Source organism: Polynucleobacter sp., assembly GCF_030693775.1.
In the GTDB taxonomy this organism is placed as follows: domain Bacteria; phylum Pseudomonadota; class Gammaproteobacteria; order Burkholderiales; family Burkholderiaceae; genus Polynucleobacter.
Window position 1 is genome coordinate 769,440 of the sequence record NZ_JAUXZY010000004.1, and the last position, 25,181, is coordinate 794,620.

Sequence of the window (25,181 nt, forward strand, 5' to 3'; positions counted from 1 at the left end):
ATGAAAAAGACCATCGCACTTCTCGCTTGCGCATTCACTGCAACTGGTGTGTTTGCAAAGTTACCAGCACCGACTCCAGAGCAGGCTGCAGCAGCAGAGTTGGCAAAAGCCAAAACGGCCTACGCCGGCAAAGTCAGTGCGTATCAATTGTGTATGTCTGAAAATGCCGTGGCGAACCGCTATAAGGCTCCAGGAACGCCTGCACCTGCGGCTTGTGTACAGCCGCCCCCATTTGTAGCGCCAACAACACAAGCTGCGGCACCTGCTCCAGCAGCAGCGCCTGCTGCCGCTCCTGCGGCTGCAAAAAAGTAGGGTGATTTAATCTGCAGCGCGCTCGCGCTGCATGTACCGCTGTGCTGCCTCAGTTTGAGGCTGTGCAAAGAAGGGGGCGCAAGCCCCTTTTTCTATGATCTGTCCGCCATCGATAAAGAGGATTGAGTCAGCTAAGCGCCTGACTTGCGCTAGTTGATGTGAGCTAATCAGGACATCGCAACCCGATGCGGCAAATTCCCGAATCATAGCCTCCACTTGGGCTGTTGTAGTTGGGTCTAAATTGGCCGTTGGCTCATCGAGCAGTAGTAGATTCGGATTCTGCAGGCGAGCCCGGCCAAGACATAGCTTCTGCTTTTCCCCGGCAGAGAGTTGATGCGCCGGCTGATGTTGCAAGTGAATTAAGCCTGCTTCTTGCAGCACTTGATCAATTTCAGCTTCAGTTGGTTTGCGCACACCATTCAGGCTAATATTGCATCGAACACTGGCCTTGATCATCGGCGTATGGTGTAACACTAATGCGCTGCGAATACCATGAGCGTAGCTGAGGCTGCCGCCCGCATTGAGCTTGATTAGCCCATGCAATAACTTTAAGAACGTCGTCTTGCCAGCCCCATTGGGACCAATGCATGCAGTGATGCCGCCCAGCTGAATGTCGGCATTCGGGATATCTAAAATAGTACGCCCGTCACGCACAATTTGAATGGCCTGCAACTCAATCTGCTTCGCTTGATTTGTCATTGAATTAACCATAGCGCCGTTCTGCAATCGATCGCACTGCGAAGGTGAGTAAATTGGCTAATAGTACGATGACCAGCAGCACGATGCCGAGCGCTAGAGCGAATGGCAAATCGCCTTTGCTGGTTTCAAGAGCGATGGCAGTCGTCATCGTACGGGTGGAGTTGAGAATATTACCGCCCACAATCATGACGGCACCTACCTCCGATATCGCTCTAGCTAGACCTGCCAAGATCGCAATCGTGAGCGAGAAGCGGCAATCCCAAAGTAGCCATTTGATATAACCAAAGCGTGTGAAACGGAGGGATAAAAAGGTTTCGCGGTGAATCTGCCAGGCATCCTCTAAGACCTGCCTGCTTAGAGCAGCCACCAGCGGTGTGGTGAGCAGAAATTGAGCGACTACCATGCCTTTGACGGTAAACAGCCAGCCTAAATCCCCCAATGGCCCACTGCGCGACAAGACTAAATACACTAGCACCCCAATAATCACGGTGGGGACACCCATGAGGGTATTGATCGTAATAATCAGCGCGCGCTTACCCCGAAATTGCTCGGTTGCTAACCAGGCCCCAAGGGGGAGGCCAACCAGCGTACCCAACACCAAGGCGCTTAGGCTGACCTGCAGGGAGACCAGCACAATGCTGATCACGCCCCGATCAAATTGGGTCAATAGCGCAAAGGCGTCTTGAAAGGCAATTAACATGCCTAATTCTAGCAAGCCTCACTCGCAGCGGTGGCACAATCCAGTTATGGGGCTTTTAGTGATGAAGTACAACCGATAGCACGATTAGGTAAGCGGAATGGCAGAGGTAGTATGTGTTTGTAACGGCATAGTGGACCTGGATTTACGGGAGTATCTGGATACGCACCCCATTAATTCAATCGAAGAGTTGCGAGAGCAGGCATCGATCTGCAATAAATGCATGCAGTGCCAAGAGCTTGTCGAATCCGAGATTTATTACGCTAAAGTGCGTCGTCAAAGTGCATCCCAGTAAGATGCCGCAATCACACAATCGGGTGCGAGTTGTGACCCTCAATATGCATAAAGGCGTTTCGGCCCTGCATGCGCATTCTACGGTTTACCGTTTGAAGCAAGAAATGCGTTCACACAACCCAGATCTGATTTTCATTCAAGAGTTTCAACAAGAGCATCGGGGTCGTATCCGGCGTTTTGGGCAATGGCCCGCAAATGAGTTAAGCCACTTCTTAGCCGAAGGATTTTGGCACGACTGGCACTATGGGAAAAATGTGGAGTACCGCCAGGGACACCACGGTAATGCTATCTTCTCTAAACATCCTTTGCACAAAGGGTTTAATTACGATATCTCGGCCTATCGTTTTGAGCGCCGAGGCTTATTGCATAGCTCGATTCAGTTGCCTGGCAGTGATGTGCCAATCCACTGCTTTTGTGTTCATTTGGCATTATTTGAGCGGGGGCGTGAACGCCAGTTGGTGGAAATCATCTCGTACATTAATAGCTTGACCCAAGATGGCCCTGCAATTGTGGCAGGAGACTTTAATGATTGGCGGAACCGACTGAGCGCCCCAATGCGCGATGCTGGCTTTATAGAAGTTTTTGAGACTTTAACCGGCTCACCCGCAAAAACCTTTCCGAGTATTAAGCCGCTTCTACCGATGGATCGGATTTATGTTCGCGGCCTACAGATTCATTCTGCCGATCTGTTAGAGGAATGGTTTAGGCTATCGGATCACCTTGGTATTGCTGCTGAATTGGAACTTTTATGAATTTCATTGACATCCTGATTGGCCGTCAGGCTGATTTATCCTTTCCATGGTTTGCACTGGCGCACGCGGTATTGGTGATTTTGTTTGCGCTGCGCTTGATTTGGTTTCGGCGCCCTGTGAGCGTATCGTTTGCCTGGTTTTTAGTTGTAGTGATGCTGCCCGTCGTGGGAATTGTGTTCTATGTCATGTTGGGCGAGCGCCCGGTGGGTCGCAGCTTGACGAAGAAAATTGTGCGCATGGAGCGAGAGCACGCTAAATTACGTCGGCAAATGTGCGAGCACTATGCGGCTGATCGCGCGCTCTTGCCCATCGAGGCAAATGCATTAAGTCTGCTTGCAGAGTCGCAAAAGGGCTCGCCTGTCACTGCGGGCAACCGGATTGAGCTGTTTACGGAGTCGCTCACCATTCTGAAAACCTTTGTTCACGAAATCGATCAAGCCAAAGTCAGTTTGCATATGGAGTTTTACATTTGGGCTTTGGGTGGCGATGCCGATGCCGTGGGTGAGGCTTTGATTCGTGCCGCAAAACGCGGCGTAGCGTGCCGTGTTTTATTGGATTCTTTGGGTAGTAAGGCTTGGTTTAAATCCAGCTGGCCTAGTCGCTTTAAAGAGGCCGGCATTGCCATCACCGAGGCCTTACCGATTCAGCTGGGGCGCTTTCAGTTCCGCCGGGCTGACTTGCGCCTGCACCGCAAGATCTTTGTGATTGATGGCCGCGTTGTGTGGACCGGCAGCATGAATTTGGTCGATCCACGGACGTTTAAACAAGATTCGGGTGTGGGTGAGTGGGTCGATGCGATGGTACGCATTGAAGGGCCGGTAACCGCCCAATTTGAGCTCACTTTCTTGTTTGATTGGAGCGTTGATAATCCATCCGTTTCTCACTTCAAAGACCATCACCTAATGCCTGCTCTGGAGGACGGCAAAACCTTGGCTCAAGAATTCTCCTCTGGCCCGGTGTATCGCGACGACATCCTTTATCAAGTGCTCTTATCTGCCATTCTGGATGCGCGTGAGGAGTTAGTCATTACCACCCCATACTTTGGGCCAGACGACGGTCTTTTGCAGGCATTAATGGCAGCCTCCCACCGCGGTGTCAAGGTAACCTTAATCGTGCCCAAACGCAATGATTCCACTTTAGTTGCTTGGAGCAGTCGCAGTTTTTATGAGGACTTACTGCAAGCGGGTGTTCGGATTGCAGAATTTCATGGCGGTTTATTGCATACCAAGAGCCTTTTAATTGATCGCCAGACTGCGATATTTGGCTCGGTGAACTTTGATCAGCGCAGCCTGCGACTCAATTTTGAAATCAGCCTCATCGTATACGACACAGTGTTCTGCGCGCATTTAGAAAAGTTAATTCACAGCTACCTGAAGGATGCCGATATTGTTTCGGCGACGCAGTGGGCTAAGCGTCCGCGTTGGCGCGTCCTTCTTGAAAATTTAGCCCACCTGACTTCGCCTTTGCTTTAAATCGCCTTGGTGGCCTTCATGGCGCTGATTTGGTCTGGATTGAAGCCAATTTCAGTCAGAATGGCCTTCGTGTGTTGCCCAACAGACGGTATCGCATCCATCCGGTAATCAAATTGATCATTGGTGCCGGGTGGCAGCAAGGCCGGAATCGGTCCTGCAGGGGAGTCTACTGATACCCAGCGCTCACGTGCCGCTAATTGCGGGTGATGCCAGACTCCATTCATATCGTTTAAGCGGGCATTGGCAATCTGCGCTTGATCCAATTTAGCAATTACCTGATCACAAGTCAGTTTGCTAAAGCAGGCATCAATCAGTTTGGCCAAGGCATCGCGGTTCTCATGGCGTTTGCTGTTTTTATCAAAACGAACATCACTGGCTAATGCGGGATTATCTAAAACCACCTCGCAAAAAGCCAACCACTCCCGCTCATTTTGTAAGCCCAGCATGACCGTTGCTCCATCGCCTGCTTTAAACGGGCCATAGGGATAGATGGTGGCATGGGATGCACCGCTGCGCTGGGGTGGGCTAGCACCCTGATAGGCGTAGTACATCGGGTAACTCATCCATTCGCCAAGGGATTCCAGCATGGATACGTCAATGCTGCTTCCTACGCCGGTTTTTTGGCGCTGCAATAGTGCTGCCAAGATATTACTGTAGGCATACATTCCCGCTGCAATATCTGCAATCGAGTTGCCTGCTTTGCTGGGGACGTCGGGAGTGCCAGTAACCGACAAGAAACCTGCCTCACTTTGTATGAGTAAGTCGTATGCTTTTTTATCGCGATAGGGGCCATCATTGCCGTAGCCGGAAATATCACACAAAATGAGGCCTGGGTTATCGCGCTGTAATTCAGTCGCGGTGAGCCCCATACGTGCCGCTGCGCCAGGAGCTAAGTTTTGCACTAAGACATCGGCCGTTTTAAGCAGGGTCTTGAGAGCGCTGAGTGCTTCAGCCTGTTTTAAATCGAGAGTGAGACTTTCTTTGGAGCGGTTCACCCACACAAAGTGCGAGGCCAGACCACCAACACGTTCGTCATAGGCCCTGGCAAAATCACCTTCTCCAGGACGCTCCACCTTGATGACGCGCGCGCCTAAGTCTGCCAGTTGGCGAGTGCAAAAAGGAGCAGCAATCGCATGCTCGAGTGAGACAACGGTGATGCCATCGAGTGGCCGTACGGCAGGCTTACTACTCATATTAAAAAGACCGAGGAAGGCCGAGGACATGTTCGGCGATATAGGAATAAATCAAATTCGTGGAGATGGGGGCCACTTGATAGAGGCGGGTTTCACGAAACTTCCGCTCGACATCGTACTCACAGGCAAAGCCAAAGCCACCGTGGGTTTGTAGGCAGACGTTGGCCGCCTCCCAGGATGCTTTGGCAGCTAGGTATTTAGCCATATTCGACTCTGGACCGCATGGCTGGTGGCGATCAAATAAATCGCAAGCCTTAAAGCGCATTAAGTTAGCCGCTTCCGTTTCCATATAACTGTCCGCAATCGGAAACTGAATGCCTTGATTCTTACCAATCGGTTGATCAAATACCACTCGCTCATTGGCATAGCGCCGCGCGCGATCAATAAACCAGTAGGCATCGCCAATACACTCTGCTGCAATCAGCACACGCTCCGCATTTAAACCATCAAGGATGTATTTAAAACCACGACCTTCCTCGCCGATTAAATTTTCGGCTGGGATTTCCAAATTATCAAAAAAGACTTCATTGGTTTCGTGGTTGACCATGTTTTCAATCGGGCGTACTTCCATACCTTTGCCAATCGCATCAGCTAGGTTGACGATAAAAATCGACATGCCTTCTGACTTGCGTTTTACCTCACTCAGCGGAGTAGTGCGCGCCAATAAGATCATCAAGTCGGAATGCTGTATCCGCGAGATCCAGACTTTCTGGCCGTTGATCACATAGCGATCCCCTTTTTTAACGGCGGTCGTTTTGAGTTTGGTGGTGTCTGTGCCGGTAGTGGGCTCGGTTACGGCCATGCTCTGCAAGCGCAGTTCGCCGCTGGCAATCTTGGGAAGATAGAGCTTCTTTTGGGCCTCAGAGCCATGTCGCAGCAAGGTGCCCATGTTGTACATCTGACCATGGCAGGATCCCGAGTTGCCGCCAGAAAAGTTAATTTCTTCCATGATGACCGACGCTTCGGCCAGTCCCAGGCCGGAGCCGCCATATTCTTCTGGGATTAATGCGGCGAGCCAGCCTGCTTTCGTGACCGCATCGACAAATGCCTCGGGGTAGCCGCGTGCGTGATCGACTTTTTGCCAATAGCTGGAATCAAACTGACCGCAGAGGTCACGCAGCGCATCGCGAATGTCTTGGTATTGATCGGGTGCTGGAATGGGGTGATTCATTAATCTCTTTCAGAACAGGAATTGGTGCGTGTGCAGGGCACAATAGACCCCTAGTTTAAGCAAAAATACAAAATCTTGGAAAATACAGCTTCAGTATCAAACGACTTCCGAATGCAGGGCCTGAGAATAGACTTATGCTGTTGTAATGGGGATGAGATAAAGAGAAGGGCATAGCGGATTGGAGCACTACTTCATTGCATTTTTAGATTGGTTCGGGATGCCATCCGTTGGTCTCCCAGCAGTCTTTCTGGTCGCACTGATTTCAGCGACCTTGCTGCCGATGGGTTCCGAGCCGGTTCTATTTGCCTATGTCAGCGTGAATCCAAGCATGCTATGGCCTGCCATTGCGATTGCAACGGTGGGCAACACCATTGGCGGGATGGTGAACTGGTTTTTAGGCCTGGGTGCGCGCAATGCCTTCGAGGCCTATAAAGGGCCTACAGCAGGGCGCATGCAGCGCTGGCTTGTTAGCCTAGGCCCGAAGATGCTGTTGCTATCCTGGCTGCCGGGTATTGGTGATCCATTGTGCGCTTTAGCAGGGTGGTTACGTATGCCCTGGAAGGCTTGTTTGGTCTATATGGCGATTGGCAAGTTTTTACGCTACGTTACCTTTACGCTGGTTTTAGTAAGCATACCCAGTGAGTTTTGGCATGCCATTGGCCGTTTTATTGGGATTGGTACTTAGGGCTATCGGCTATCATTGATCTCAATCGAGGCAGCTTTAAAAGTACCTTCTATCCCCACTTCTTTAGGAATGCATGCTATGTCTAGCTTACGCGGAAAAACAGCTCTTGTTACAGGATCAACCAGTGGTATTGGCCTCGCTATGGCAGTTGCTTTGGCGAAGCAGGGCGCCAACATCATGATGAATGGCTTTGGTGAAAAAGACGCGGCTATTGCGAGTGTGAAAGCTTGCGGTGTTGAGGTCGATTACCACGGCGCCGATATGAGCAAGCCTGCTGAAATTGAGGCGATGATTGCGGCAACGGAAAAGCGCTTTGGCGCACTGGATATTTTGGTCAACAATGCAGGTATTCAGCATGTTGCCAACGTTGAAGAGTTTCCAGCGGAGCGTTGGGATGCGGTGATTGCGATCAACCTAAGCTCTGCATTTCATACGAGCCGTTTTGCCTTGCCTGGCATGAAACAGCGCAATTGGGGCCGCATCATTAATATTGCATCCGTTCATGGCTTAGTTGGATCGATGCAAAAAGCGGCTTACGTCGCAGCAAAACATGGAATTATTGGTTTAACTAAAGTGGTGGCGCTGGAGACTGCACGAACCGGTGTGACCTGCAATGCAATCTGCCCAGGCTGGGTCTTAACCCCCTTAGTCCAAAAGCAAGTGGATGCACGCGCTGAGCGGGAAGGCGTTTCCGATGAAGCCGCTAAATTAGCACTAGTTTCTGAAAAGCAACCCTCAGGAGAATTCGTTACCCCCGAACAGCTTGCTGCGTTGGCTGTATTTCTGTGTGGTGATGCTGCATCTGAAGTACGCGGTGCAGCTTGGAATATGGATGGTGGCTGGACGGCCCAATAGGGCATCCAGATCCACCATAAGACGCTGTTACGCTAAGCCGCCTTTAGCATTCGCTTTCACTACCAAGCGATAGGCATGCAGCAAGGGCTCGGTATAGCCGTTAGGCTGCTCAAGGCCCTTAAAGATCAGATCACTTGCAGCTTGGAATGCAAGAGAATCTTTATAGTTTGGCATCATTGGCTTATAAAGAGGATCGCCGGCATTTTGACCATCAACAATCGTAGCCATACGTTGCAAGGCTTCCTCTACTTCCGCTTTGGTGACAAACTTGTGCAATAACCAGTTGGCAATGTGCTGACTCGAAATCCGCAAGGTGGCACGATCTTCCATTAAGCCAACGTTGTAAATATCAGGCACCTTGGAGCAACCAACACCTTGATCAATCCAGCGAACGACATAACCCAAAATACCTTGGCAGTTGTTATGGAGGGACTCACGAATCTCCTCTTTAGTCCAATCCGGATAAAGTGCAATGGGTACCGTTAAGAGATCATCGGTTAAGGCTTCATACTCAGCTGCAGTATCTTGTTTCTCCATTTCCTCTTGGATCTTTGCCACATCGATCTGGTGATAGTGCAGTGCATGCAAGGTGGCAGCGGTAGGGGATGGGACCCAAGCGGTATTCGCTCCAGCTTGAGGGTGAGCTCCTTTTTGCTCAACCATTTCCTTCATGAGATCTGGCGCAGGCCACATTCCTTTACCAATTTGTGCACGACCACGTAGGCCGCAATCTAAGCCAGCCAATACATTGCGGCGTTCATAGGCTCCAAACCATTTCGCAATCTTCATCCTACCTTTGCGAACCATTGCGCCGCCATACATGCCGGTATGCATTTCATCGCCAGTACGGTCCAAGAATCCGGTATTAATAAATGCAACGCGAGCGCTAGCTGCAGCAATAGCAGCTTTCAGATTGACGCTCATACGGCGCTCTTCATCCATGATGCCTAATTTGACGGTGTTCTCGGGTAAGCCCAGTAACTTCTCCACCCGACCAAAGAGCTCGCTAGCAAAGGCAACTTCTTCTGCGCTGTGCATTTTTGGCTTCACAATGTAGACAGAGCCTTTGCGCGTATTACCAATCGCCTGTGTCGCTGGGCGATTGATATCGTACAAGGCAATCAACACAGTCACGACTGCATCTAAGATGCCTTCGTAGATCTCCGTTCCATTGGCAGTCAAGACGGCCGGGTTAGTCATCAGGTGACCTACGTTGCGGAGGAACAGGAGCGACCGGCCATGCAAAGTAACAACACCATCTTTCGCATTGACAGCGCCAATACCTGCGGTGTACTTGCGATCTGGATTCAGTTTGCGAGTAAATGTCTTGCCGCCTTTGCTGACTTCTTCAACTAAGGTACCTTTGAGAATGCCGAGCCAATTCTCATAAGCCAGTACTTTGTCATCGCCATCCACAACGGCTACCGAGTCTTCTAAGTCCAAAATAGTGGACAGCGCAGCCTCCAGCACCACATCATTTACTCCTGCTGGATCAGCAGCGCCAATAGTTTTCGTCTTATCAATTTGGATATCAATATGAATGCCATGATTGCGCAATAAAACAGAGGATGGTGCAGAGGCATCGCCTTGGTAACCAACAAACTGTTTCTCATCAACCAAACCCGTTGTGCTCCCATCCTTTAATTTCACGGACAGTTTTTTGTCTACAACGCTATAAGCCACTACATCACTATAGGAAGCTTTAGCCAAAGGAGCGGCCTGATCTAAAAACTGACGCGCATAGGCGACTACCTTAGCGCCACGAATTGGGTTGTATGCGCCATCTTTGCTTGCACCATCTTCTTCCGAAATCACATCTGTGCCGTAGAGAGCATCATACAAAGAGCCCCAACGCGCATTGGCAGCATTTAAGGCATAACGTGCATTGAGTACCGGAACCACCAGCTGGGGACCCGCTTGGAGAGCTAGTTCATCATCCACATTCTGAGTGGTAGCCACAACCTTGGCAGGTACATCTTCGATATAAGCAATGTCTTTTAAGTGCTTGCGATACGCAGGCATATCTTTGATTGGGCCTGGATTGGCTTTATGCCAAGCATCTAAGCTACGCTGTAGATGGGTACGCTTAGCTAGCAAGGCTGCATTTTTGGGTGATAGGTCGTTCACGATCGCATCAAAACCGGCCCAAAAATCAGCACTCTTGATATTTAGCCCAGGGAGTACCTTGTCTTCAATAAATCGATAGAGGGGAGTGGCAACTTGGAGGCTGTGGCATTGGGTACGAGCGGTCATAATAGGGGCCTTAAAAGCGGTTTTCGAAGGAAAAAACAATTGCATTGCAGTGCAATATATTTTCCCATATTTTTGTAATATATCTGTAAAAAATAGGGTAATAAATGCTGTTTTTAGCAAAAAAAGTAATGTTTCCGATTGTAAACTGAGCCTTGCACCGCAATACCTTTGCTTCTTGGCCGCCTCTGTATCTGCCAAGACGAAGGCGATAAAAATAGGATACTTTGCATGACAGCCATTTTGAATTCCCTTAGTCGCACCATCTTGGCTGGATTTGCCTTGCTGGCAGTCATTTTGCTCATTTTTGCTAACCAGGGCGCCCTGGGTTCGCCAGAATGGTTGCTGTTTTCGCTGCGCTGGCTTCATATCCTCTGTGGGGTGATGTGGCTTGGCTTGCTGTGGTATTTCAATGCGGTGCAAATTCCATCGATGCCCCAGATACCAGATGAACAAAAGCCAGCAATTAGTAAGGTCATTGCGCCCCGAGCCTTGCTATGGTTTCGGTACGCTGCGCTTGCGACGGTAGTGACAGGCGTATTGGTCGCGATCCTTGCCGGTTATGCGCATCAGGCGTTTACCCTGCAGCCCGCGTTTCGGGCGATCGGTTTGGGTATGTGGATTGCCCTCTTTATGGCATTCAATGTCTGGTTTGTGATTTGGCCCAATCAAAAACGTGCTTTGGGGATCGTCGCTGCTGAGCCAGCGGCCAAAGCAGCCTCCGCCCGCCGAGCCATGCTGGTATCACGCTTTAATACGATTTTGTCGATTCCGATGCTGTATCTGATGAGCGCCCAATCCCACGGGGGTCTGTAGGCAAAGGGGGGATAAATATGCAAAAAGTACTGCACCCGCATAAAATAGTGGCTGTGAGAACGAAACAGGTTCTCGGAACCGATTCGCATTAACAAAAACCATATTTATTAGGGAGACACGATGGAACATACATTACCGCAGTTGCCTTACGCGCTTGACGCCTTGGCCCCACACATTTCAAAAGAAACCATGGAGTTCCATTACGGTAAGCACCATCAGACTTACGTTACCAATTTGAATAACCTGATCAAGGGTACCGAGTTTGAGAACGCCAGCCTCGAAGACATTATCAAAAAATCATCCGGCGGTGTTTTTAACAACGCAGCCCAAGTATGGAACCATACCTTTTATTGGATGGGTCTTAAGCCGAATGGCGGCGGCGCTCCTACTGGCGCGCTGGCTGATGCGATTAATGCCAAATGGGGTTCGTTTGACAAGTTCAAAGAAGAGTTTGCAAAGTGTGCCGTTGGCACCTTCGGCTCAGGCTGGGCATGGCTGGTTAAAAAGCCCGATGGCTCGCTTGATCTCGTGTCCACTAGCAATGCCGCCACACCATTGACAACCGATGCAAAAGCCTTGGTGACCTGCGATGTGTGGGAGCACGCGTATTACATTGATTACCGCAATGCACGTCCTAAGTACCTTGAGGCATTTTGGAATTTAGTGAACTGGGATTTTGCTGCAAAGAACTTTGCTTAATTCCTGATTTACCGTTGCGCCATTCAAGTCACCTGAGGGTGACTTGTTTGTTTTTAGGGCTGCAAAAAATGACTTAGCCCGGCTTGTTGCGCATCCAGTCGGCAGTGGCGAAAAAAGATTCATGGAGACGCTCTTTGAGTGGTGCATCGATTGCTACTTCATCCATGGCGCGCTGCATGCAGTCCAACCACTGGTTGCGCTCGATTGAGCCAATCGGAAAGGGTAGGTGACGGGCCCGTAGTTTAGGGTGCCCATACTTTTCTTGGTAGAGATCAGGGCCACCCATCCAGCCAGTCAAAAACAAATACAACTTGTCACGGGATGTGCTTAAGTCAGCTGGGTGCAATTGCCGAATCACGGCGTATGCGGGCTCAAGCTCCATGAGATCATAAAACCGATCAACCAATTGCCGAATCGATTCTGCGCCGCCAATCCATTCATATGCAGTTGTTTGCGGGCCGTTGGTTTGATCTGCGCTCATGCTAATACAGGAGGCAGTAACTTAACCAGTGCAGCGCGTTCCGAGGTTGCTGCACCCAGTAAGGCAAAGCCCAGCAACTGACCATCGCTAGATTCAAAGCGACACACCATGCCGCCCTCGACCTTGGTATTGTTCCACTGGCCTTCTGCCCCTTTGGCTGGGGGCGAGACCACGATAGGGTGGGCGGGGGTTTTAACCATCACAGGCATGGCTGGGTACTGTAGCGTCGCCGCTTGTCCGAGTAATACGGGTGCCAACGCACGCGCTGCTTGCATGATCGGCATCACATAGGGCAGGACCAATCCTTCGGTTTCCGCACAATCACCAATGGCATAAATCGAATCCAGATTGGTTTGCAGTTGGCGATTGACTTGGATGCCCATCCCAGTGGCAATGCCTGCATCATGCGCTAATTGAATACGGGGACGTAAGCCCACAGCCGAAAGGACCACATCGGTATCGATCATGGCGCCATTGACTAGGGTAATGCGTATGGCATCACCATGCAGGTCAATGGATTCCGCGGTACTGCTAAAGTGCCAGCGTACACCCGCTGCACTGAGTTTTTCTTCTAGTGCCGTTGCTGCAGCCTCGGGTAAGAGGCGACCCAGCGCATGGGGCGCTAAATCAATGACGTCCACTGAGTAGCCGCCAAGCGTGAGGTCATTGGCGAACTCACAACCAATTAAACCAGCGCCCAGAATTGCTACACGTTTGCGACCCTCAATGGCCTTGCGAAATCGTGCATAGTCTTCTAGGTCATTCACCGTCATGACTTGATTAGCAGCGGTGCCTTGGAGGCGAAGATCAATTTGATCGGCACCCAAAGCTAACACTAGCTTGCTATAGCCTACTTCACCATTACTGGTGCGCAGTAACCGAGCCTGCGCATCAATGGAGTGCGCATCGGTGTTGCTCAATACCGTTAAGTTGAGCTGCTCTGCCATAGCGTCACTGCTGGAGCTAATGAGCTGATCAGCTGCTTTGCTATTGGCAAATGCAGTCGATAGCATTGGCTTGGAATAAAAGTAGCCAGGCTCGCGGGTGATCAGCGTGATCGGTACATCCTTATCGATCTTACGCAATTCGCGAATGACGGTATAGCCAGCTAAGCCGCTGCCAATAATGACAATCGGTAGGGCTTGATCTTGATGTTCGCTCAAAGCGGTATTCCCTTTAACAGATTGAATGACAGTACATTAATAAAGAAGCTTGATTTAAATTTGCACCATTTCAAAATCGGACTTGGACACGCCACAATCCGGGCATTCCCAGTTTGCCGGAACATCGGCCCACACAGTGCCTGGCGCGATCCCATCTTCTGGGAGGCCTTTGGCTTCGTCGTAAATAAATCCACACACAATGCATTGCCACGTTTTCATATTCATCCCTTTATTCTTAGCCAGAAATGCCATTTAGGCCTACAGAATACATGGCTTAAATGGGGCGCCTATAAATACCGGTCTTTGCTGCGGTGTGCAGATCAGCCCCATTCTTGTTACGATCAGGTTTGTTTGGTTTATTCATTTACATAAAGGAAGCATGCATGTCGACCCACTTAGAACTTCTTAGCCCTGTTTCACTCGGCTCCTTAGCGCTCAAGAATCGCTTAGTGATGGCACCACTGACACGCATGCGCGCCATCGATGGCGATGTGCCGAGTCCGCTGGCCAAGACTTACTACGGTCAGCGCGCGAGTGCCGGCATGATCATTACCGAAGCAACCCAAATCTCCCCCTTAGGCAAGGGCTACCCAGCCACGCCGGGCATTTATTCCGAAGCGCAAACGCAGGCTTGGAAAGAGATTGTTGCAGCGGTCCACGCCAAAGGAGGTTTGATTGTTTCCCAGCTCTGGCATGTTGGTCGCATTTCCCATTCCTCATTGCATGCAAACGAAGGCTTGCCTGTCGCCCCTTCAGCAATAGCACCTGCTGGCAAAACCTATGGCGCCGATTGGCAGTTGCACGAGTATGAAACCCCAAAAGCCATGAGCGAAGCCGATATTGCCCAGTTACTGCTTGATTTTCGTAATGCCGCGCTCAATGCTAAAAAGGCCGGATTTGATGGCATCGAGGTCCATGCAGCGAATGGCTATCTACTGGATCAATTCTTGCAAGATAAAACCAATCAACGCACCGATCAATACGGCGGCTCAGTTGAAAATCGCCTGCGCCTATTAATCGACGTACTAAAAACCGTCAGCGAAGTCTTCTCATATGACCGCATTGGCGTTCGCTTATCCCCCTACGGCAGTTTCAATGACATTGCCGATAGTGATCCAGTGACGCTCTTTACGGCAGTCATCGATAAGCTCAATCCATTGGGCCTCGCTTACCTCCATATGATCGAACCGCGTGCGACTACTGCAGGTGGTAATGACAAGGTTGACGCAAATGCGCCTAATGTATCGGGGCTGTTCCGTAAGGCGTTTCATGGCAAGTTCATTAGTGCCGGTGGATACACCAAAGAATCCGGTGAGGCAGCATTGGAAGCGGGCCTTGCTGATGCTATCGCTTACGGGCGGATTTACATCGCCAATCCGGATTTGGCGGAGCGCTTTGCACAAAATGCGGCACTCAACCCATACGATCGGGCCAGCTTTTATGGCGGTAACGAAAAAGGCTACACCGATTACCCTAGCTTATAACTAAGGTATTAAGGCATGGCAAACCCCATTTGGACATAAATCATGGGCATGCGTAAGAAGGGCGATCTGCCCAGCAAGGACTGTGTTTGCTGTGGCAGGCCCTTTAATTGGCGAAAAAAGTGGGAAAAAGTTTGGAATGAAGTGAAATACTGTTCCGACCGCTGTCGGCAAAATAAACAGGAAGTCAAAAAACCGACTTCTTCGTAATTGCGCGCAGTTGGCAGCATGCTTCTTTCGGTTTAGAGTGGTAGGTGAAGCTTTATAAAAATCACGACCCTCGAAAGGATCAGTAATGAACCAAAAAGACATTCAAGACTGGCAGCAAAAGAAAGCCAAAGAGCTCTTTACGCTATCCCATAAGTTGCTCGATACCGCTAAGCAGCTCAGCGAGCATCATGCCAATGAGTTGAAACACAATATGGATCACGCTCTGCGTTTTGCTAAAACGGCAGCGAAGAATGATCTCGAGAGTTTGAAGCTCTTGCAGGAGGAGGCAACACAAGCCGCCGCCGATCGTTTGCACGTTTATCATAAAAAAGTGAAAGGCATGCTGCGCGAGATGGGCGATGATGCTGCGGACGAGGCAGAAAAATATTTAGAGAAGGCCCGCGAATCCCTCTCTGGTTGGCTTGAAGATGTTGAGAAAAAAATGCCTGCTGGTGGCGAGCATTTAGCCAAAGTAGCCCGCGACTTGTCCCGCGCTGGTGAAAAGGCATTCAAGGAAGGGCGTCGCGTTATTAATGAAGCAGCTGAGGCTGCTGAAAAAAATATCAGCAGCTTATCCAGTCGCACTCAGGCTAGCAGCTCTAAGTCAGCGGCACCTAAAAAGGCAGCCGCCAAAAAGGCGCCAGCAAAACGAGCGGTCGCAAAAAAACCTGCCGCCAAAAAGGCTGCTAAAAAGAAGGCTTAAGCTTATCGTCTTTATTGCTGATCTTGAATCAGTAAGGTAATCGTCGCCACCCTAAACTTGGGGTGGCGTTTTATTTATAAGACCCAGAAATGGTGCGTGCCATCCTTGCCGAGTTGGGCAACCAAACCAAATTCCCAGTCTAGATAAGCCTGCATTGCTTCTCGCCCAATATTGGTTCCTTCATAAGGGCGTTTATAGCGGTCGCGCGCAGGTGAGGCGAGATGGGTCTCGCCCTTCTCAAGTGGGTGTCCAGCCTTGATCCATTCAGCGTTACCACCTTGCAACACAGACACCCGTTTGCCGGAATAGGCTTGCATTTCAGCGGCAGCGAACACAGCGAGTTCTGGCGGAGTGCTGGTCAGCACATAATGCTTTGCTGTTGGAAGCGACTTCAATGCTTCGCTTAATTCGGAGCGAAGGGCAAACCAGGCGCCGGGAATATGACCTCGAACATAAAACGCATGGGTACTGAAATCAACTACTAGAACATCTGCATTCGATTCTTGTAGTTGGGCGAGTGTGGCTACGTCAACGTAGTCTACTGTTGGCAAAGAGGGTAATGGGTTTTTCCACGTGCCGTGCTCGCTCAAGTCGCTGGTCTTTAAGCCATCCACGACATACACATCCCAGGCCATCTGAGCAAGCCACGATGCTGCCATGTCCGCCCGAACACCACTGGGGTCGGCTAAAACAATGCGAGCACCCCGTACTGGCGCAACCATTTCGGTCTCTTGTACAAGCTGCCCACCTGGAACAGAACGAAAGCCGGGAAGGTGTCCGGCTTCATATTCCTCTGGGGTGCGGGTGTCAAAAAAGTAAGTGGTGCGCTCACTCTGCTGTTGCCATTCCTTCACATCACTTAACTGCGCACGTTTTACTTTAGCCCGGTCGGCAACAGAACGAGCGCGCTGCGCTGCCTCTGCTGCAGTTTCAGGCTCTACATCAGAAAAGCGCCGGGTTTGGCCGACATCTAAGCTTTGTCCAGCCAACTTCCAGCCAATCGTGCCATTGCGCAGGGCGTGAACCGGGTTTGGAATGCCCGCATTAATTAAGGATTGTGTTCCTAAAATACTGCGTGTTCTACCAGCGCAATTGACAATAATCTGGGTTTTTGGATTGGGCGCAATTTCCTTCACGCGTAATACAAGCTCAGCGCCGGGGACGCTAATCCCCGTGGGGATGCTCATGGTGTTGTATTCATCAAAGCGGCGCACATCCAGTACCACCATGTCTTCCTTGGCATCAATTCGCTGCTTTACTTCCTCCGCCGAGAAGGATGGGGTGTGGCGTTTGGACTCTACGAGTTCACCAAAGGACTTGCTGGGCACATTGACGTCCCGAAACAATTCACCGCCTGCCGCATCCCAAGCCCGAATGCCGCCTTGGAATACCGATACATCGGTATACCCCAATGCAATCAGGCGGCGCGCAGCCAATTCGGCAAAACCTTCGCCCTCATCGAGGGTCACAATGGGGACATTGCGCCTGGGCAACTTTGCATAGGCATCGTATTCGATGCGAGAGAGGGGGAGATTGGCCGCAAACAGGGGGTGCTCTTCGGCATGAGGACCTTCTTCGCGCACATCTAAGAATGCAATTTCGTGACGCTGCAGAAGTGCATTGCGGACGTATTCGTAATTTTTTTGCGGGATGGTGTGATTGCTTTCAGTCATTTTTATGTCCTATTTTTAGTTATTTTAGCAACTGCCCAATATCAACGCTCAGCGGCCATCCACCTCAGTTGATTTAGCAAGGATTGCCTTATCACTAGGATCATTTTTGACCAGCAACCACATCGCAGCAATGACGATCGCCATGCCGCCAAGCTGCAGCAAGCTAACGGTTTCGGACAGGACTAGCCAGCCCATAAAAATGGTAGCAATCGGACCGACGATGCCGGCTTGCGCCACCAATGGTGAGCCAATCCGATTAATAGCAACCACGATCATCGTCATTGGAATAACAGTACAGATGCTGGCATTAATTAAGCTTAGCCCGTAAATCTCGGGAGCTTGGTTAAAAATGGAACTCGGTTCGTAAAAAAGAATTTGGATGATGCTGCACACGGCCGAAGCAGAGCTCGCAAATACGACCAAGCGAACGCTACCAATCCGGCGCACCATCTCGCCAGAGCCAATCATGTAGGCCGCATAAGCGCAGGCGCTAGCAAAAACCAGAGCCATTCCTAGCCAAGCCTCGCTACCGAGGATTGCCACATCCTGAATAAAAACCAATGTGACGCCAAGGTAGCCGGTGATCAGTGCCAACCACTGAATTCGGGAGATGCGTTTCTTGAAAACAAAAAAAGAAATCAATAAAACGAGTGTGGGCGTGAGGTACAAAATGATGCGTTCAAGCCCCACAGAAATGTATTGCAGACCCAAAAAGTCAAGGTAACTCGATAAGAAGTAGCCTAAAAATCCGAGACCACATACTTTGAAGGTATCTAGTATGGATATGGGGCTCATCGGCTTACTGCGCGCTTGCCAATAGTACAAGGCCCAAAACAGAGGTAGCGCAAAGATCATGCGTAATGCCAGTAGCGTTTCCGGCTCGGTGCCATAGGAATAGGCCAGCTTAATTAAGATCGCTTTGCCCGAAAAAAGGATTGATCCGAGTCCGGCCATGAGGATGCCGGTGAGGTAAAGGCGCCGCTGTTCTGTGCTTGAAAAAAAAGACATGCCGCTTTTATAGCAGGTCGTTGAGCACCTGTCGTAATTCCAGGATCAGCTCGCTTGGGGTCATACCAATCGGCCCACCCAGTTTTTCCCTTAATCGATCAGCTGCAAGGGCATGTACTTCAACGCCAAGGCAGGTCGCCTCCCAGGGGGTGAGCTTCTTATCCATGCCTTGAGCCACGAGGGAGGCAATGAGCCCAGTTAAAACATCACCGGTACCGCCCACTGCTAAAGCTGGATTACCCCGATTACAAACGTGCGTTGCCTGAGTAGGCGAGCCAAGTAAGGTGTGCTGTCCTTTCAGAACCACAATGTGCTTGCTCCAAGATATAAGCGCACTGAGGCTGCCTATGCGATCGACTTGAATGTCAACATTGCTTCTATGAAGCAAGCGCGCTGCCTCACCAGGGTGGGGCGTCAAGATGCAAGGTAAGGTGCAGTTCTGTAGAGCAATCCCTAAAGCATCATCTGCAGCAATTAAATTAAGCGCATCCGCATCGATAATAATTGCGCCCAGCGAAGACAGCACTGCGTAGCCCCTCAGTACTGCGCTTAGCCATGCTTTGGCGAGTAGCGAGGATCCAAGTCCGGGACCAATAGCAATCACATTGGGCTGGATCCGTTGCAAATGCAGGATGGGGTCATCTGCCAGGTTATTCACCTGAGCACTCTCAATCATGAGCTCAGGTTGCCCTGCAAGGGCATGCGCTGAATGGCTATCCAGCATATACAGCATGGTGTAACCCGCTCCACTGTGCAGCGCTGATTTAGCTGTGAGCAAAAGGGCGCCAGCCATGCCAATGGATCCGCCAATGCACAGCACTTTTCCGGAGTGCGCTTTATTGCTATCAGGGCGCCGCTGTAATTTCTTGGCCAAGGGCAATGCGTTGAGTGGCTCAGCAGTAAGATTGTTTTGGCTCATATGTAATGTCAGTGTATGCTGAAAGTACTGCTTGGTAAATGGATGCCAATGTGATTGGGTATTGAGGATTGAAGCCACATGAAGATACAGTTTTTGGGTGCTGCCGGCGAAGTCACTGGATCCAAATACCTATTAGAGATGGACCTGGCGCAACGTAGTCGACGAGTCATTGTTGATTACGGGATGTTTCAGGGTGGTCGTGAGGCGCTGGAAAAAAATCAAGGCGCATTACCCATCTTGGCATCCGAGGTGGATTGCGTCATCTTGACCCATGCCCACATAGACCATAGCGGCCTACTGCCTAGACTTTGCGCGAGTGGTTTTAAAGGCCCGATTTACTGTACTGGCGCCACCTTTGAGCTACTGAAAATTATGTTGCCTGATAGCGCGCATCTGCAACTGGCGGATAGTGAGCGCGCTGCCAAAAAAATCAAACAAGGAAAGTGGCGGGGTACTGTTCCTGAGCCCTTGTACAGCGCTAAGGAAGTGGAGATAGCCTTATCGCAGATACGCGTTGTGGAATACCACCAAACCATTGAATTGTTTTCGGGACTGCGTTTAAGTTTTTATAACGCGGGCCATATCCTCGGTTCGGCTATTGCGGTGCTGGATATTCAAGAGACGGGAGCCAAGTCAAAGCGCTGTGTTTTTTCTGGAGATCTGGGTATGCAGCGACGCCCTCTCATGCCGGATCCTGAGTTAATTGAATCAGCCGATATCGTGGTAGTGGAGTCCACCTACGGCGATCGCTTGCATCGAAGCATGGCCGATACCGAAGACGAGCTGGTTGGCGTCATTTGTAAAGTGATGGCAGAGCATGGCAATATCGTGATGCCTGCTTTTGCGGTAGGACGTACCCAGGAAGTCTTGTTTGTCTTGATTGATTTGGTGCGGCGAGGGCGACTACCTAATTTGCATGTTTGGGTTGATTCGCCGATGGCGACGGCCGCAACCCGATTGACTGAACATTTTTTTGCGCAGCTCGATCCTGAATCGCAATCCACATTTGCTTGGCTCAAAGAAAATCCAGCTGCATTGCATTTGCGTTTTATTGCCGATGTCGAAGAATCCAAGGCCCTCAATCGCGTTAAAGGCGGTGCCATTATTATTTCTGCAAGCGGGATGTGCGATGCTGGGCGTGTTTTGCATCATCTGTTATGGAACTTACCTCGCGCTCAAAATGCGGTCGTCATTACCGGGTTTCAGGCACAAGGCAGTTTAGGGCGCCGCTTGGTTGATGGGGCGGCTTCGATTCGGGTCATGCATCAAGAAGTCCCGGTTAGGGCATCCATTCACACGATTGGCGGCCTATCTGCCCATGCTGATCAGTCCGGTCTTTTAAAGTGGCTGAAGGGTTTCAAAAAAGCCCCCCAGAAAGTATTTGTAACCCATGGCGAGGAGAAGTCCTCCCATGCCCTGGCAGCCGCCATTCAGCGCGAGTTGCATTGGGCTCACGTCACCGTGCCAGTACGCAATCAGATTGAGGATTGCTCGCTTTAATCTGACTACAATGGGTTTATTCCGACTGCATTGGATTGCTTATGGGCAATACGCTCCGCCGCACTACCCCCGTTAGCATTACTGACTTAGCAAAGCTTTCTGAGCCGAGTGCTGCTGCACCAGGCTCGAGCCAAGCGCACGACTCTTACAAATTCGCATACGACGACGATGCTTTTTTATCCCGTCGCGAAACCCTGGGTATCCGTTTTGAGCTGGAGTTACTCAAGCCCGATTTATTGCTGCGTGAAATGGGCATCGAGAACACCGTCGTGGTCTTTGGCTCAACCCGCTTTTATAGTCCAGAGCGTGCTGCAGAAATGCTGCAGAAGGCAAGTGCACCCAGCGAAAAAATTGCTGCCGAAAAAGCGCAAAAGGGCACTCATTTTTATGACTCTGCACGACGCTTTGGCAGTTTAGTTGCGCAATACAATCTAAAACAAGCGAGTAATGCCGATAAGCTCGTGATCTGCACCGGCGGCGGTCCCGGCATTATGGAGGCGGCGAATCGTGGTGCTTTTGAGATGGGCGATCTATCTATTGGTTTTAACATCAGCCTGCCGCGCGAACAAACCCCTAATCCCTATTTAACACCAGGCCTGAGCATCCGCTTTCATTACTTTGCCTTGCGCAAAATGCATTTCATGATTCGGGCACGCAGCATTGTGGTGTATCCGGGCGGCTTTGGCTCTTTGGATGAATTGTTTGAAGTGGTGACGCTCATGCAAACCAATAAGGTAGAGCGCTTTCCGATTATTTTAGTCTGCAAGTCCTTTTGGGATGAGGTGTTGGGATTTCAGAAGTTAATTGATTATGGTGTGATTGATGCGGCCGATATGAAGTTAATTCATTTTGTCGATACCGCTGAAGAGGCTTGGGACTACATCGCAAATTGGTACGAACTCAATTGAGTACGAGTGCCCCATGGGATGCGATTGTTGTCGGAGGCGGTGCAGCAGGGCTCTTTTGCGCCGGCATTGCGGGTCAGCTGGGTAAAAAAGTATTGGTTTTAGACCATGCTGCTGTGCTTGGCGAGAAGATTCGGGTTAGTGGTGGCGGTCGCTGCAATTTCACGAATATCAGCAGCACTCCAGCCCATTTCTTATCCTGCAATCCGCATTTTGTGAAGGGTGCTTTAGCGCGCTATTCTTCTGCTGATTTTATTGGGCTAGTGAAACGCTACCGCATACCCCATCATGAAAAGCACCAGGGCCAACTCTTTTGCGATAACTCCGCAAAAGACATTATTGCCATGCTCTTTGCGGAATGCCAGCAGGGTGGGGTCAGTATTCGCAATCCCGTGTCTGTGGAGAAAATCCAGTCTGTTCGTGGATGCTGGGAGATTAAAACCAATCAGGGTGTAGAGCGTACGAAAGCCATCGTGATGGCTACGGGCGGACTTCCAGTGCCAGCGATTGGTGCAAGCGACTACGCATTGAACATCGCTAAGCAGTTTGATTTACCTGTTGTGCCAGTGCGCCCAGCGTTGGTACCGCTCTCCTTTACGTCCGATGAATTCACGCACTTGAGTACGCTCGCTGGTTTGAGTGTGCCGGTTCGCATTGCTGCTGGCGCTAAAGGGCAGCGCTATGGACATGGTGACTTTCAGGAAGATCTGCTCATCACCCATAAGGGCTTGTCTGGCCCTGCAGTCTTGCAAGCGAGCAGCTATTGGATTGAAGGAGAATCTATCGAAGTCAATTGGCTCGGTGCGCACGACGTCAAAGGCAAGCTGTTTAATTGCGATGCCTTATTTGATGATCCAGACAATCGACTCAAGCAAACGGAAACGATCTTAGCGATGGTATTGCCGCAGCGCTTAGCCAAAGCATTTGCAGAACAGCAGTCGCTGCTTGGTCGCAAGTGGGCAGAGGTGGGTAAAAAAGATCGGCAAGCGCTTAAAGCGGTCTTGCAGCACTGGACCGTGAAGCCTGCCGGTACTTTAGGCTGGAAAAAAGCGGAGGTGATGCTCGGTGGTGTGGATACCAAGGCGCTGGATAGTCAAACGATGATGGCTAAAGCGCATCCGGGCTTGTACTTTATCGGGGAATGCGTTGATGTGACTGGCCACCTTGGCGGCCATAACTTTCAGTGGGCGTGGTCTAGCGGCTTTGCCTGTGCCCAAGCTCTAGCGGCAGCTCGGGCCTAGCCGACCATTCGTGCCACGAGCCGATGTAATTGCGGACCTGCGGATAGCCAGCCAAACGCAGCGCCCAATAGGTATTAGCTGAACGAGCTCCACGATGGCAGTAGGGCGCTATTTCATCATCATCGTTAATCCCGCGTCTGTGCAGCAAAGCCCTAATTGCTTCTCCTGATTTAAAGCGGCCGCGCTCTAAAAATTCTGACCAATGAATCCATATTGCGCCAGGTACATGACCGCGGCGCTCACAACATGCAGTGTGATCAAGGCCATCGTGCTCCAGCTCATCGCGCACATCAATCACCGCACGCTTTGCTTGATTGAACTCAGCCATCAAGGAATCGGCCGAGACAAAACCAGCGCTACTGTATTGGATTTCAAATTGCTGTGGTGTACTCACGCAGGCTGTTGTGCTGATCGGACCGCCACATTGCTGCCATGCATTCAGACCGCCATGCAGTAAACGCACATGACGGTGCCCGAGGTATTCCAGTAACCAGCATTCTCTGGCAACGCGCACCCCGGTATCGTCGTCATAGACCAATACCGGTGTATCCAAGGTGATGCCAGCAGCACCATAAAGGGCTGCCGCTTGATTAGAAAAAGCGCGCATGCCTTCGGGTTTAGTATTGGGAACAAAGTTATCGTAGGTACTGACCGAAATGGCCCCTGGAATATGCCCGGCAGCATAGGCTTCGGGTGAGCGGGCATCAATAATCAGGCCATCGAGGGCTGCAATAGTAGCCAACAGGGTTTCGGGTTCGACCAAGAAGGCGCCCAGCAACTGATTTGCTGATGTGGTTTTGCTGGAGGAGTTCATGCCTAAGTGTACTAAGGCGAATGAATAAAAGGCCCTAAAAGGGCCTTTTGTTTGTTTATCGGCGCAGTGCCGACCGTTTGTTCCTACTTATTCTTGGCAAAAACTGGGGCTTGCCATGAACTGAGCCGCAAATTGGACGCCCATGACGCGGACATAGCGTTGCAGCATTTCCAGTGATGCGGGATCCAGCAGGTTGCTGGCAGGGATACCAGAAGCCTTGGTTTCACGAATTAGTAGGGCTACTTGGGCCCATTTATGTAGTCTTTTACGCATATTTGTCTCCTATGAGGCAAATAACGCACTGACTTTTACTTAAGTTAACAAGAATTTTTATTTATTTTGAACTTTTCTTAAAAATACGCCCAAGACTAAAAATGCACCAATTTAGTGCGCAAAGAGCCATTTGCTAAGGGGCGATCAACCGTCGGTCAAAAACCACCTACCGGATAGTAAACTGAGCTTTGGTGAGCGCTGAGCGCACATCTTTTTTAGATCCTTCATTCATTAGGAGTTCACTTGAAGAAAATTGCCCTTATCGCACTCTGCTCTACATTTGCAGCCACTAGTTTTGCCCAAGCGCCCGCTAAGCCAGCCGCCTCATCTGTTTCGATGGCGCCGGTTGCAGCAGAGGTAGTTGTCATGACTTCGACCGTTGATTCCGTTGACGTAAAAAAACGCATCGTTACCTTAAAGGATGACAAAGGCAATACCGCCACCATGACGGTAGGTAAGCAGATCAATGACCTTGAAAAAGTAAAGAAAGGCGATTTGTTTGTAGTGGAGTATGCCCAAGCGTTGGCAGTTGGATTGGCGATTGCGCCTAAAGATGCCAAGCCAGGTGTCAGTGGAACACGTACCGTTACCATTGCCGGTAAAGGTGCCAAGAAGCCATTTGAAGAAATTACCGATGTGATTGTTGCCACCGCAAAGATCACGAGCATTGATGTCGCTAAGCGTACCGCTGTTTTGACTTTGCCAAGTGGCGAGAAGCAAGCCGTGAAGGTAGATCAAAAAGTATTGGGCCTTGAGAAATTCAAGGTAAATGACGATGTGGTTGTAGAGTACATCGACGACATGGCGATTGGTTTTGTAACGCCACCAAAGAAGTAAAGATTGATGCGCGCATCGCAGTGTGCGGCGCATAAAAACAAAAGGCCCGCAGTGCGGGCCTTTTTATATGCCTAGCGC

The 25,181-nt window shown here is 50.4% G+C and carries 28 protein-coding genes; 15 read left to right on the forward strand and 13 right to left on the reverse strand.

Going from position 1 to position 25,181, the window contains the following annotated elements; genetic code table 11:
• Nucleotides 1–312, forward strand: a complete 312-nt coding sequence (locus Q8M75_RS06655; protein ID WP_305487622.1) for a hypothetical protein — start codon at nucleotides 1–3, stop codon at nucleotides 310–312.
• Nucleotides 313–318: 6 nt separating this feature from the next.
• Here Q8M75_RS06655 and Q8M75_RS06660 read toward each other — a convergent pair whose 3' ends face one another.
• Nucleotides 319–1,011 carry an ATP-binding cassette domain-containing protein gene (locus Q8M75_RS06660; RefSeq protein ID WP_305487624.1) on the reverse strand — a complete coding sequence of 231 codons (693 nt, stop codon included), beginning with the start codon at nucleotides 1,009–1,011 and terminating at the stop codon, nucleotides 319–321.
• Between the two features lie 4 nt (nucleotides 1,012–1,015).
• Nucleotides 1,016–1,711, reverse strand: coding sequence for an ABC transporter permease (locus tag Q8M75_RS06665; protein ID WP_305487626.1), 696 nt, complete (start codon nucleotides 1,709–1,711; stop codon nucleotides 1,016–1,018).
• Between the two features lie 97 nt (nucleotides 1,712–1,808).
• Here Q8M75_RS06665 and Q8M75_RS06670 point away from each other — a divergent pair, with 97 nt between their 5' ends.
• From Q8M75_RS06670 to cls, 3 genes are read left to right on the forward strand one after another with little or no spacing between them, the layout of a single operon-like run.
• Nucleotides 1,809–2,003: a hypothetical protein gene (locus Q8M75_RS06670; RefSeq protein WP_305487628.1), complete on the forward strand. Its 195-nt coding sequence runs from the start codon at nucleotides 1,809–1,811 to the stop codon at nucleotides 2,001–2,003.
• A 1-nt stretch (nucleotide 2,004) separates the two neighbouring features.
• Complete coding sequence (locus Q8M75_RS06675; RefSeq protein ID WP_305487630.1) at nucleotides 2,005–2,754, forward strand: endonuclease/exonuclease/phosphatase family protein; 750 nt, start codon at nucleotides 2,005–2,007, stop codon at nucleotides 2,752–2,754.
• Entirely contained in the window at nucleotides 2,751–4,226 is a 1,476-nt protein-coding gene (gene cls / locus Q8M75_RS06680; RefSeq protein ID WP_305487631.1) for a cardiolipin synthase, read from the forward strand. Before Q8M75_RS06675 ends, cls begins: the two co-directional genes overlap by 4 nt.
• Here the strand turns inward: cls and Q8M75_RS06685 are convergent.
• Both Q8M75_RS06685 and Q8M75_RS06690 read right to left on the reverse strand, forming a co-directional pair.
• On the reverse strand, nucleotides 4,223–5,449 hold the full coding sequence (locus Q8M75_RS06685) for a CaiB/BaiF CoA-transferase family protein (RefSeq protein WP_305487633.1): 1,227 nt from the start codon (nucleotides 5,447–5,449) through the stop codon (nucleotides 4,223–4,225). The genes cls and Q8M75_RS06685 overlap by 4 nt on opposite strands.
• Complete coding sequence (locus tag Q8M75_RS06690; RefSeq protein ID WP_305487635.1) at nucleotides 5,421–6,590, reverse strand: acyl-CoA dehydrogenase family protein; 1,170 nt, start codon at nucleotides 6,588–6,590, stop codon at nucleotides 5,421–5,423. The genes Q8M75_RS06685 and Q8M75_RS06690 overlap by 29 nt, the downstream gene beginning before the upstream one ends.
• Before the next feature lie 178 nt (nucleotides 6,591–6,768).
• Between Q8M75_RS06690 and Q8M75_RS06695 the strand changes: the two genes are divergently transcribed.
• Together Q8M75_RS06695 and Q8M75_RS06700 are read left to right on the forward strand one after the other, a co-directional pair.
• Nucleotides 6,769–7,275 carry a YqaA family protein gene (locus tag Q8M75_RS06695; protein ID WP_371131758.1) on the forward strand — a complete coding sequence of 169 codons (507 nt, stop codon included), beginning with the start codon at nucleotides 6,769–6,771 and terminating at the stop codon, nucleotides 7,273–7,275.
• A 78-nt stretch (nucleotides 7,276–7,353) separates the two neighbouring features.
• Nucleotides 7,354–8,130 (forward strand): 3-hydroxybutyrate dehydrogenase, encoded by a 777-nt coding sequence (locus Q8M75_RS06700; RefSeq protein WP_305487637.1) that lies wholly within the window; start codon nucleotides 7,354–7,356, stop codon nucleotides 8,128–8,130.
• Between the two features lie 27 nt (nucleotides 8,131–8,157).
• Here the strand turns inward: Q8M75_RS06700 and Q8M75_RS06705 are convergent, their stop codons facing one another.
• Nucleotides 8,158–10,383, reverse strand: a complete 2,226-nt coding sequence (locus tag Q8M75_RS06705; protein ID WP_305487639.1) for a malate synthase G — start codon at nucleotides 10,381–10,383, stop codon at nucleotides 8,158–8,160.
• Nucleotides 10,384–10,611: 228 nt separating this feature from the next.
• On the opposite strand from Q8M75_RS06705, the gene Q8M75_RS06710 reads away from it, so the two are divergent.
• Nucleotides 10,612–11,196: a urate hydroxylase PuuD gene (locus Q8M75_RS06710; RefSeq protein ID WP_305487641.1), complete on the forward strand. Its 585-nt coding sequence runs from the start codon at nucleotides 10,612–10,614 to the stop codon at nucleotides 11,194–11,196.
• 120 nt (nucleotides 11,197–11,316) lie between these two features.
• Nucleotides 11,317–11,895: a superoxide dismutase [Fe] gene (gene sodB / locus Q8M75_RS06715; RefSeq protein ID WP_108469270.1), complete on the forward strand. Its 579-nt coding sequence runs from the start codon at nucleotides 11,317–11,319 to the stop codon at nucleotides 11,893–11,895.
• A 73-nt stretch (nucleotides 11,896–11,968) separates the two neighbouring features.
• Here sodB and Q8M75_RS06720 read toward each other — a convergent pair whose 3' ends face one another.
• From Q8M75_RS06720 to Q8M75_RS06730, 3 genes are read right to left on the reverse strand one after another with little or no spacing between them, the layout of a single operon-like run.
• Nucleotides 11,969–12,376 (reverse strand): group II truncated hemoglobin, encoded by a 408-nt coding sequence (locus Q8M75_RS06720; protein ID WP_305487646.1) that lies wholly within the window; start codon nucleotides 12,374–12,376, stop codon nucleotides 11,969–11,971.
• Entirely contained in the window at nucleotides 12,373–13,539 is a 1,167-nt protein-coding gene (locus Q8M75_RS06725) for an NAD(P)/FAD-dependent oxidoreductase (RefSeq protein WP_305487649.1), read from the reverse strand. The genes Q8M75_RS06720 and Q8M75_RS06725 overlap by 4 nt, the downstream gene beginning before the upstream one ends.
• Nucleotides 13,540–13,593: 54 nt before the next feature.
• The gene (locus tag Q8M75_RS06730; RefSeq protein ID WP_108470093.1) at nucleotides 13,594–13,758 is read right to left on the reverse strand and encodes a rubredoxin; all 165 of its coding nucleotides are present in this window, start codon (nucleotides 13,756–13,758) and stop codon (nucleotides 13,594–13,596) included.
• Nucleotides 13,759–13,922: 164 nt separating this feature from the next.
• Here Q8M75_RS06730 and Q8M75_RS06735 point away from each other — a divergent pair, with 164 nt between their 5' ends.
• The 3 genes from Q8M75_RS06735 (at nucleotide 13,923) to Q8M75_RS06745 (ending at nucleotide 15,933) form a co-directional block, all read left to right on the forward strand.
• A complete protein-coding gene (locus tag Q8M75_RS06735) occupies nucleotides 13,923–15,023 on the forward strand; it encodes an alkene reductase (RefSeq protein ID WP_305487653.1) in 1,101 nt (366 codons plus the stop codon).
• 48 nt (nucleotides 15,024–15,071) lie between these two features.
• Complete coding sequence (locus Q8M75_RS06740) at nucleotides 15,072–15,230, forward strand: DUF2256 domain-containing protein (RefSeq protein ID WP_371131775.1); 159 nt, start codon at nucleotides 15,072–15,074, stop codon at nucleotides 15,228–15,230.
• 85 nt (nucleotides 15,231–15,315) lie between these two features.
• A complete protein-coding gene (locus Q8M75_RS06745; protein WP_305487657.1) occupies nucleotides 15,316–15,933 on the forward strand; it encodes a phasin family protein in 618 nt (205 codons plus the stop codon).
• 74 nt (nucleotides 15,934–16,007) lie between these two features.
• Here the strand turns inward: Q8M75_RS06745 and Q8M75_RS06750 are convergent, their stop codons facing one another.
• Genes Q8M75_RS06750 through Q8M75_RS06760 form a run of 3 tightly spaced genes read right to left on the reverse strand, consistent with a single transcriptional unit; the run spans nucleotide 16,008 to nucleotide 19,533 of the window.
• A complete protein-coding gene (locus tag Q8M75_RS06750; RefSeq protein WP_305487659.1) occupies nucleotides 16,008–17,606 on the reverse strand; it encodes a rhodanese homology domain-containing protein in 1,599 nt (532 codons plus the stop codon).
• Between the two features lie 48 nt (nucleotides 17,607–17,654).
• A complete protein-coding gene (locus Q8M75_RS06755; RefSeq protein ID WP_305487661.1) occupies nucleotides 17,655–18,614 on the reverse strand; it encodes a DMT family transporter in 960 nt (319 codons plus the stop codon).
• A gap of 7 nt (nucleotides 18,615–18,621) precedes the next feature.
• Nucleotides 18,622–19,533, reverse strand: coding sequence for an NAD(P)H-hydrate dehydratase (locus tag Q8M75_RS06760; RefSeq protein WP_305487664.1), 912 nt, complete (start codon nucleotides 19,531–19,533; stop codon nucleotides 18,622–18,624).
• A gap of 78 nt (nucleotides 19,534–19,611) precedes the next feature.
• Here Q8M75_RS06760 and Q8M75_RS06765 point away from each other — a divergent pair, with 78 nt between their 5' ends.
• From Q8M75_RS06765 to Q8M75_RS06775, 3 genes are read left to right on the forward strand one after another with little or no spacing between them, the layout of a single operon-like run.
• Complete coding sequence (locus Q8M75_RS06765) at nucleotides 19,612–21,033, forward strand: MBL fold metallo-hydrolase RNA specificity domain-containing protein (RefSeq protein ID WP_305487666.1); 1,422 nt, start codon at nucleotides 19,612–19,614, stop codon at nucleotides 21,031–21,033.
• A gap of 41 nt (nucleotides 21,034–21,074) precedes the next feature.
• Entirely contained in the window at nucleotides 21,075–21,941 is an 867-nt protein-coding gene (locus Q8M75_RS06770; RefSeq protein ID WP_305487668.1) for an LOG family protein, read from the forward strand.
• Nucleotides 21,938–23,179 (forward strand): aminoacetone oxidase family FAD-binding enzyme, encoded by a 1,242-nt coding sequence (locus Q8M75_RS06775; RefSeq protein WP_305487670.1) that lies wholly within the window; start codon nucleotides 21,938–21,940, stop codon nucleotides 23,177–23,179. Before Q8M75_RS06770 ends, Q8M75_RS06775 begins: the two co-directional genes overlap by 4 nt.
• On the opposite strand, the gene Q8M75_RS06780 is transcribed toward Q8M75_RS06775, so the two are convergent.
• On the reverse strand, nucleotides 23,133–23,993 hold the full coding sequence (locus tag Q8M75_RS06780) for a sulfurtransferase (protein ID WP_305487672.1): 861 nt from the start codon (nucleotides 23,991–23,993) through the stop codon (nucleotides 23,133–23,135). The genes Q8M75_RS06775 and Q8M75_RS06780 overlap by 47 nt on opposite strands.
• A gap of 87 nt (nucleotides 23,994–24,080) precedes the next feature.
• On the reverse strand, nucleotides 24,081–24,266 hold the full coding sequence (locus Q8M75_RS06785) for a hypothetical protein (RefSeq protein ID WP_305487674.1): 186 nt from the start codon (nucleotides 24,264–24,266) through the stop codon (nucleotides 24,081–24,083).
• Between the two features lie 243 nt (nucleotides 24,267–24,509).
• Here Q8M75_RS06785 and Q8M75_RS06790 point away from each other — a divergent pair, with 243 nt between their 5' ends.
• Complete coding sequence (locus Q8M75_RS06790; protein WP_305487676.1) at nucleotides 24,510–25,103, forward strand: hypothetical protein; 594 nt, start codon at nucleotides 24,510–24,512, stop codon at nucleotides 25,101–25,103.
• The last annotated feature ends 78 nt before the right edge of the window (nucleotides 25,104–25,181 follow it).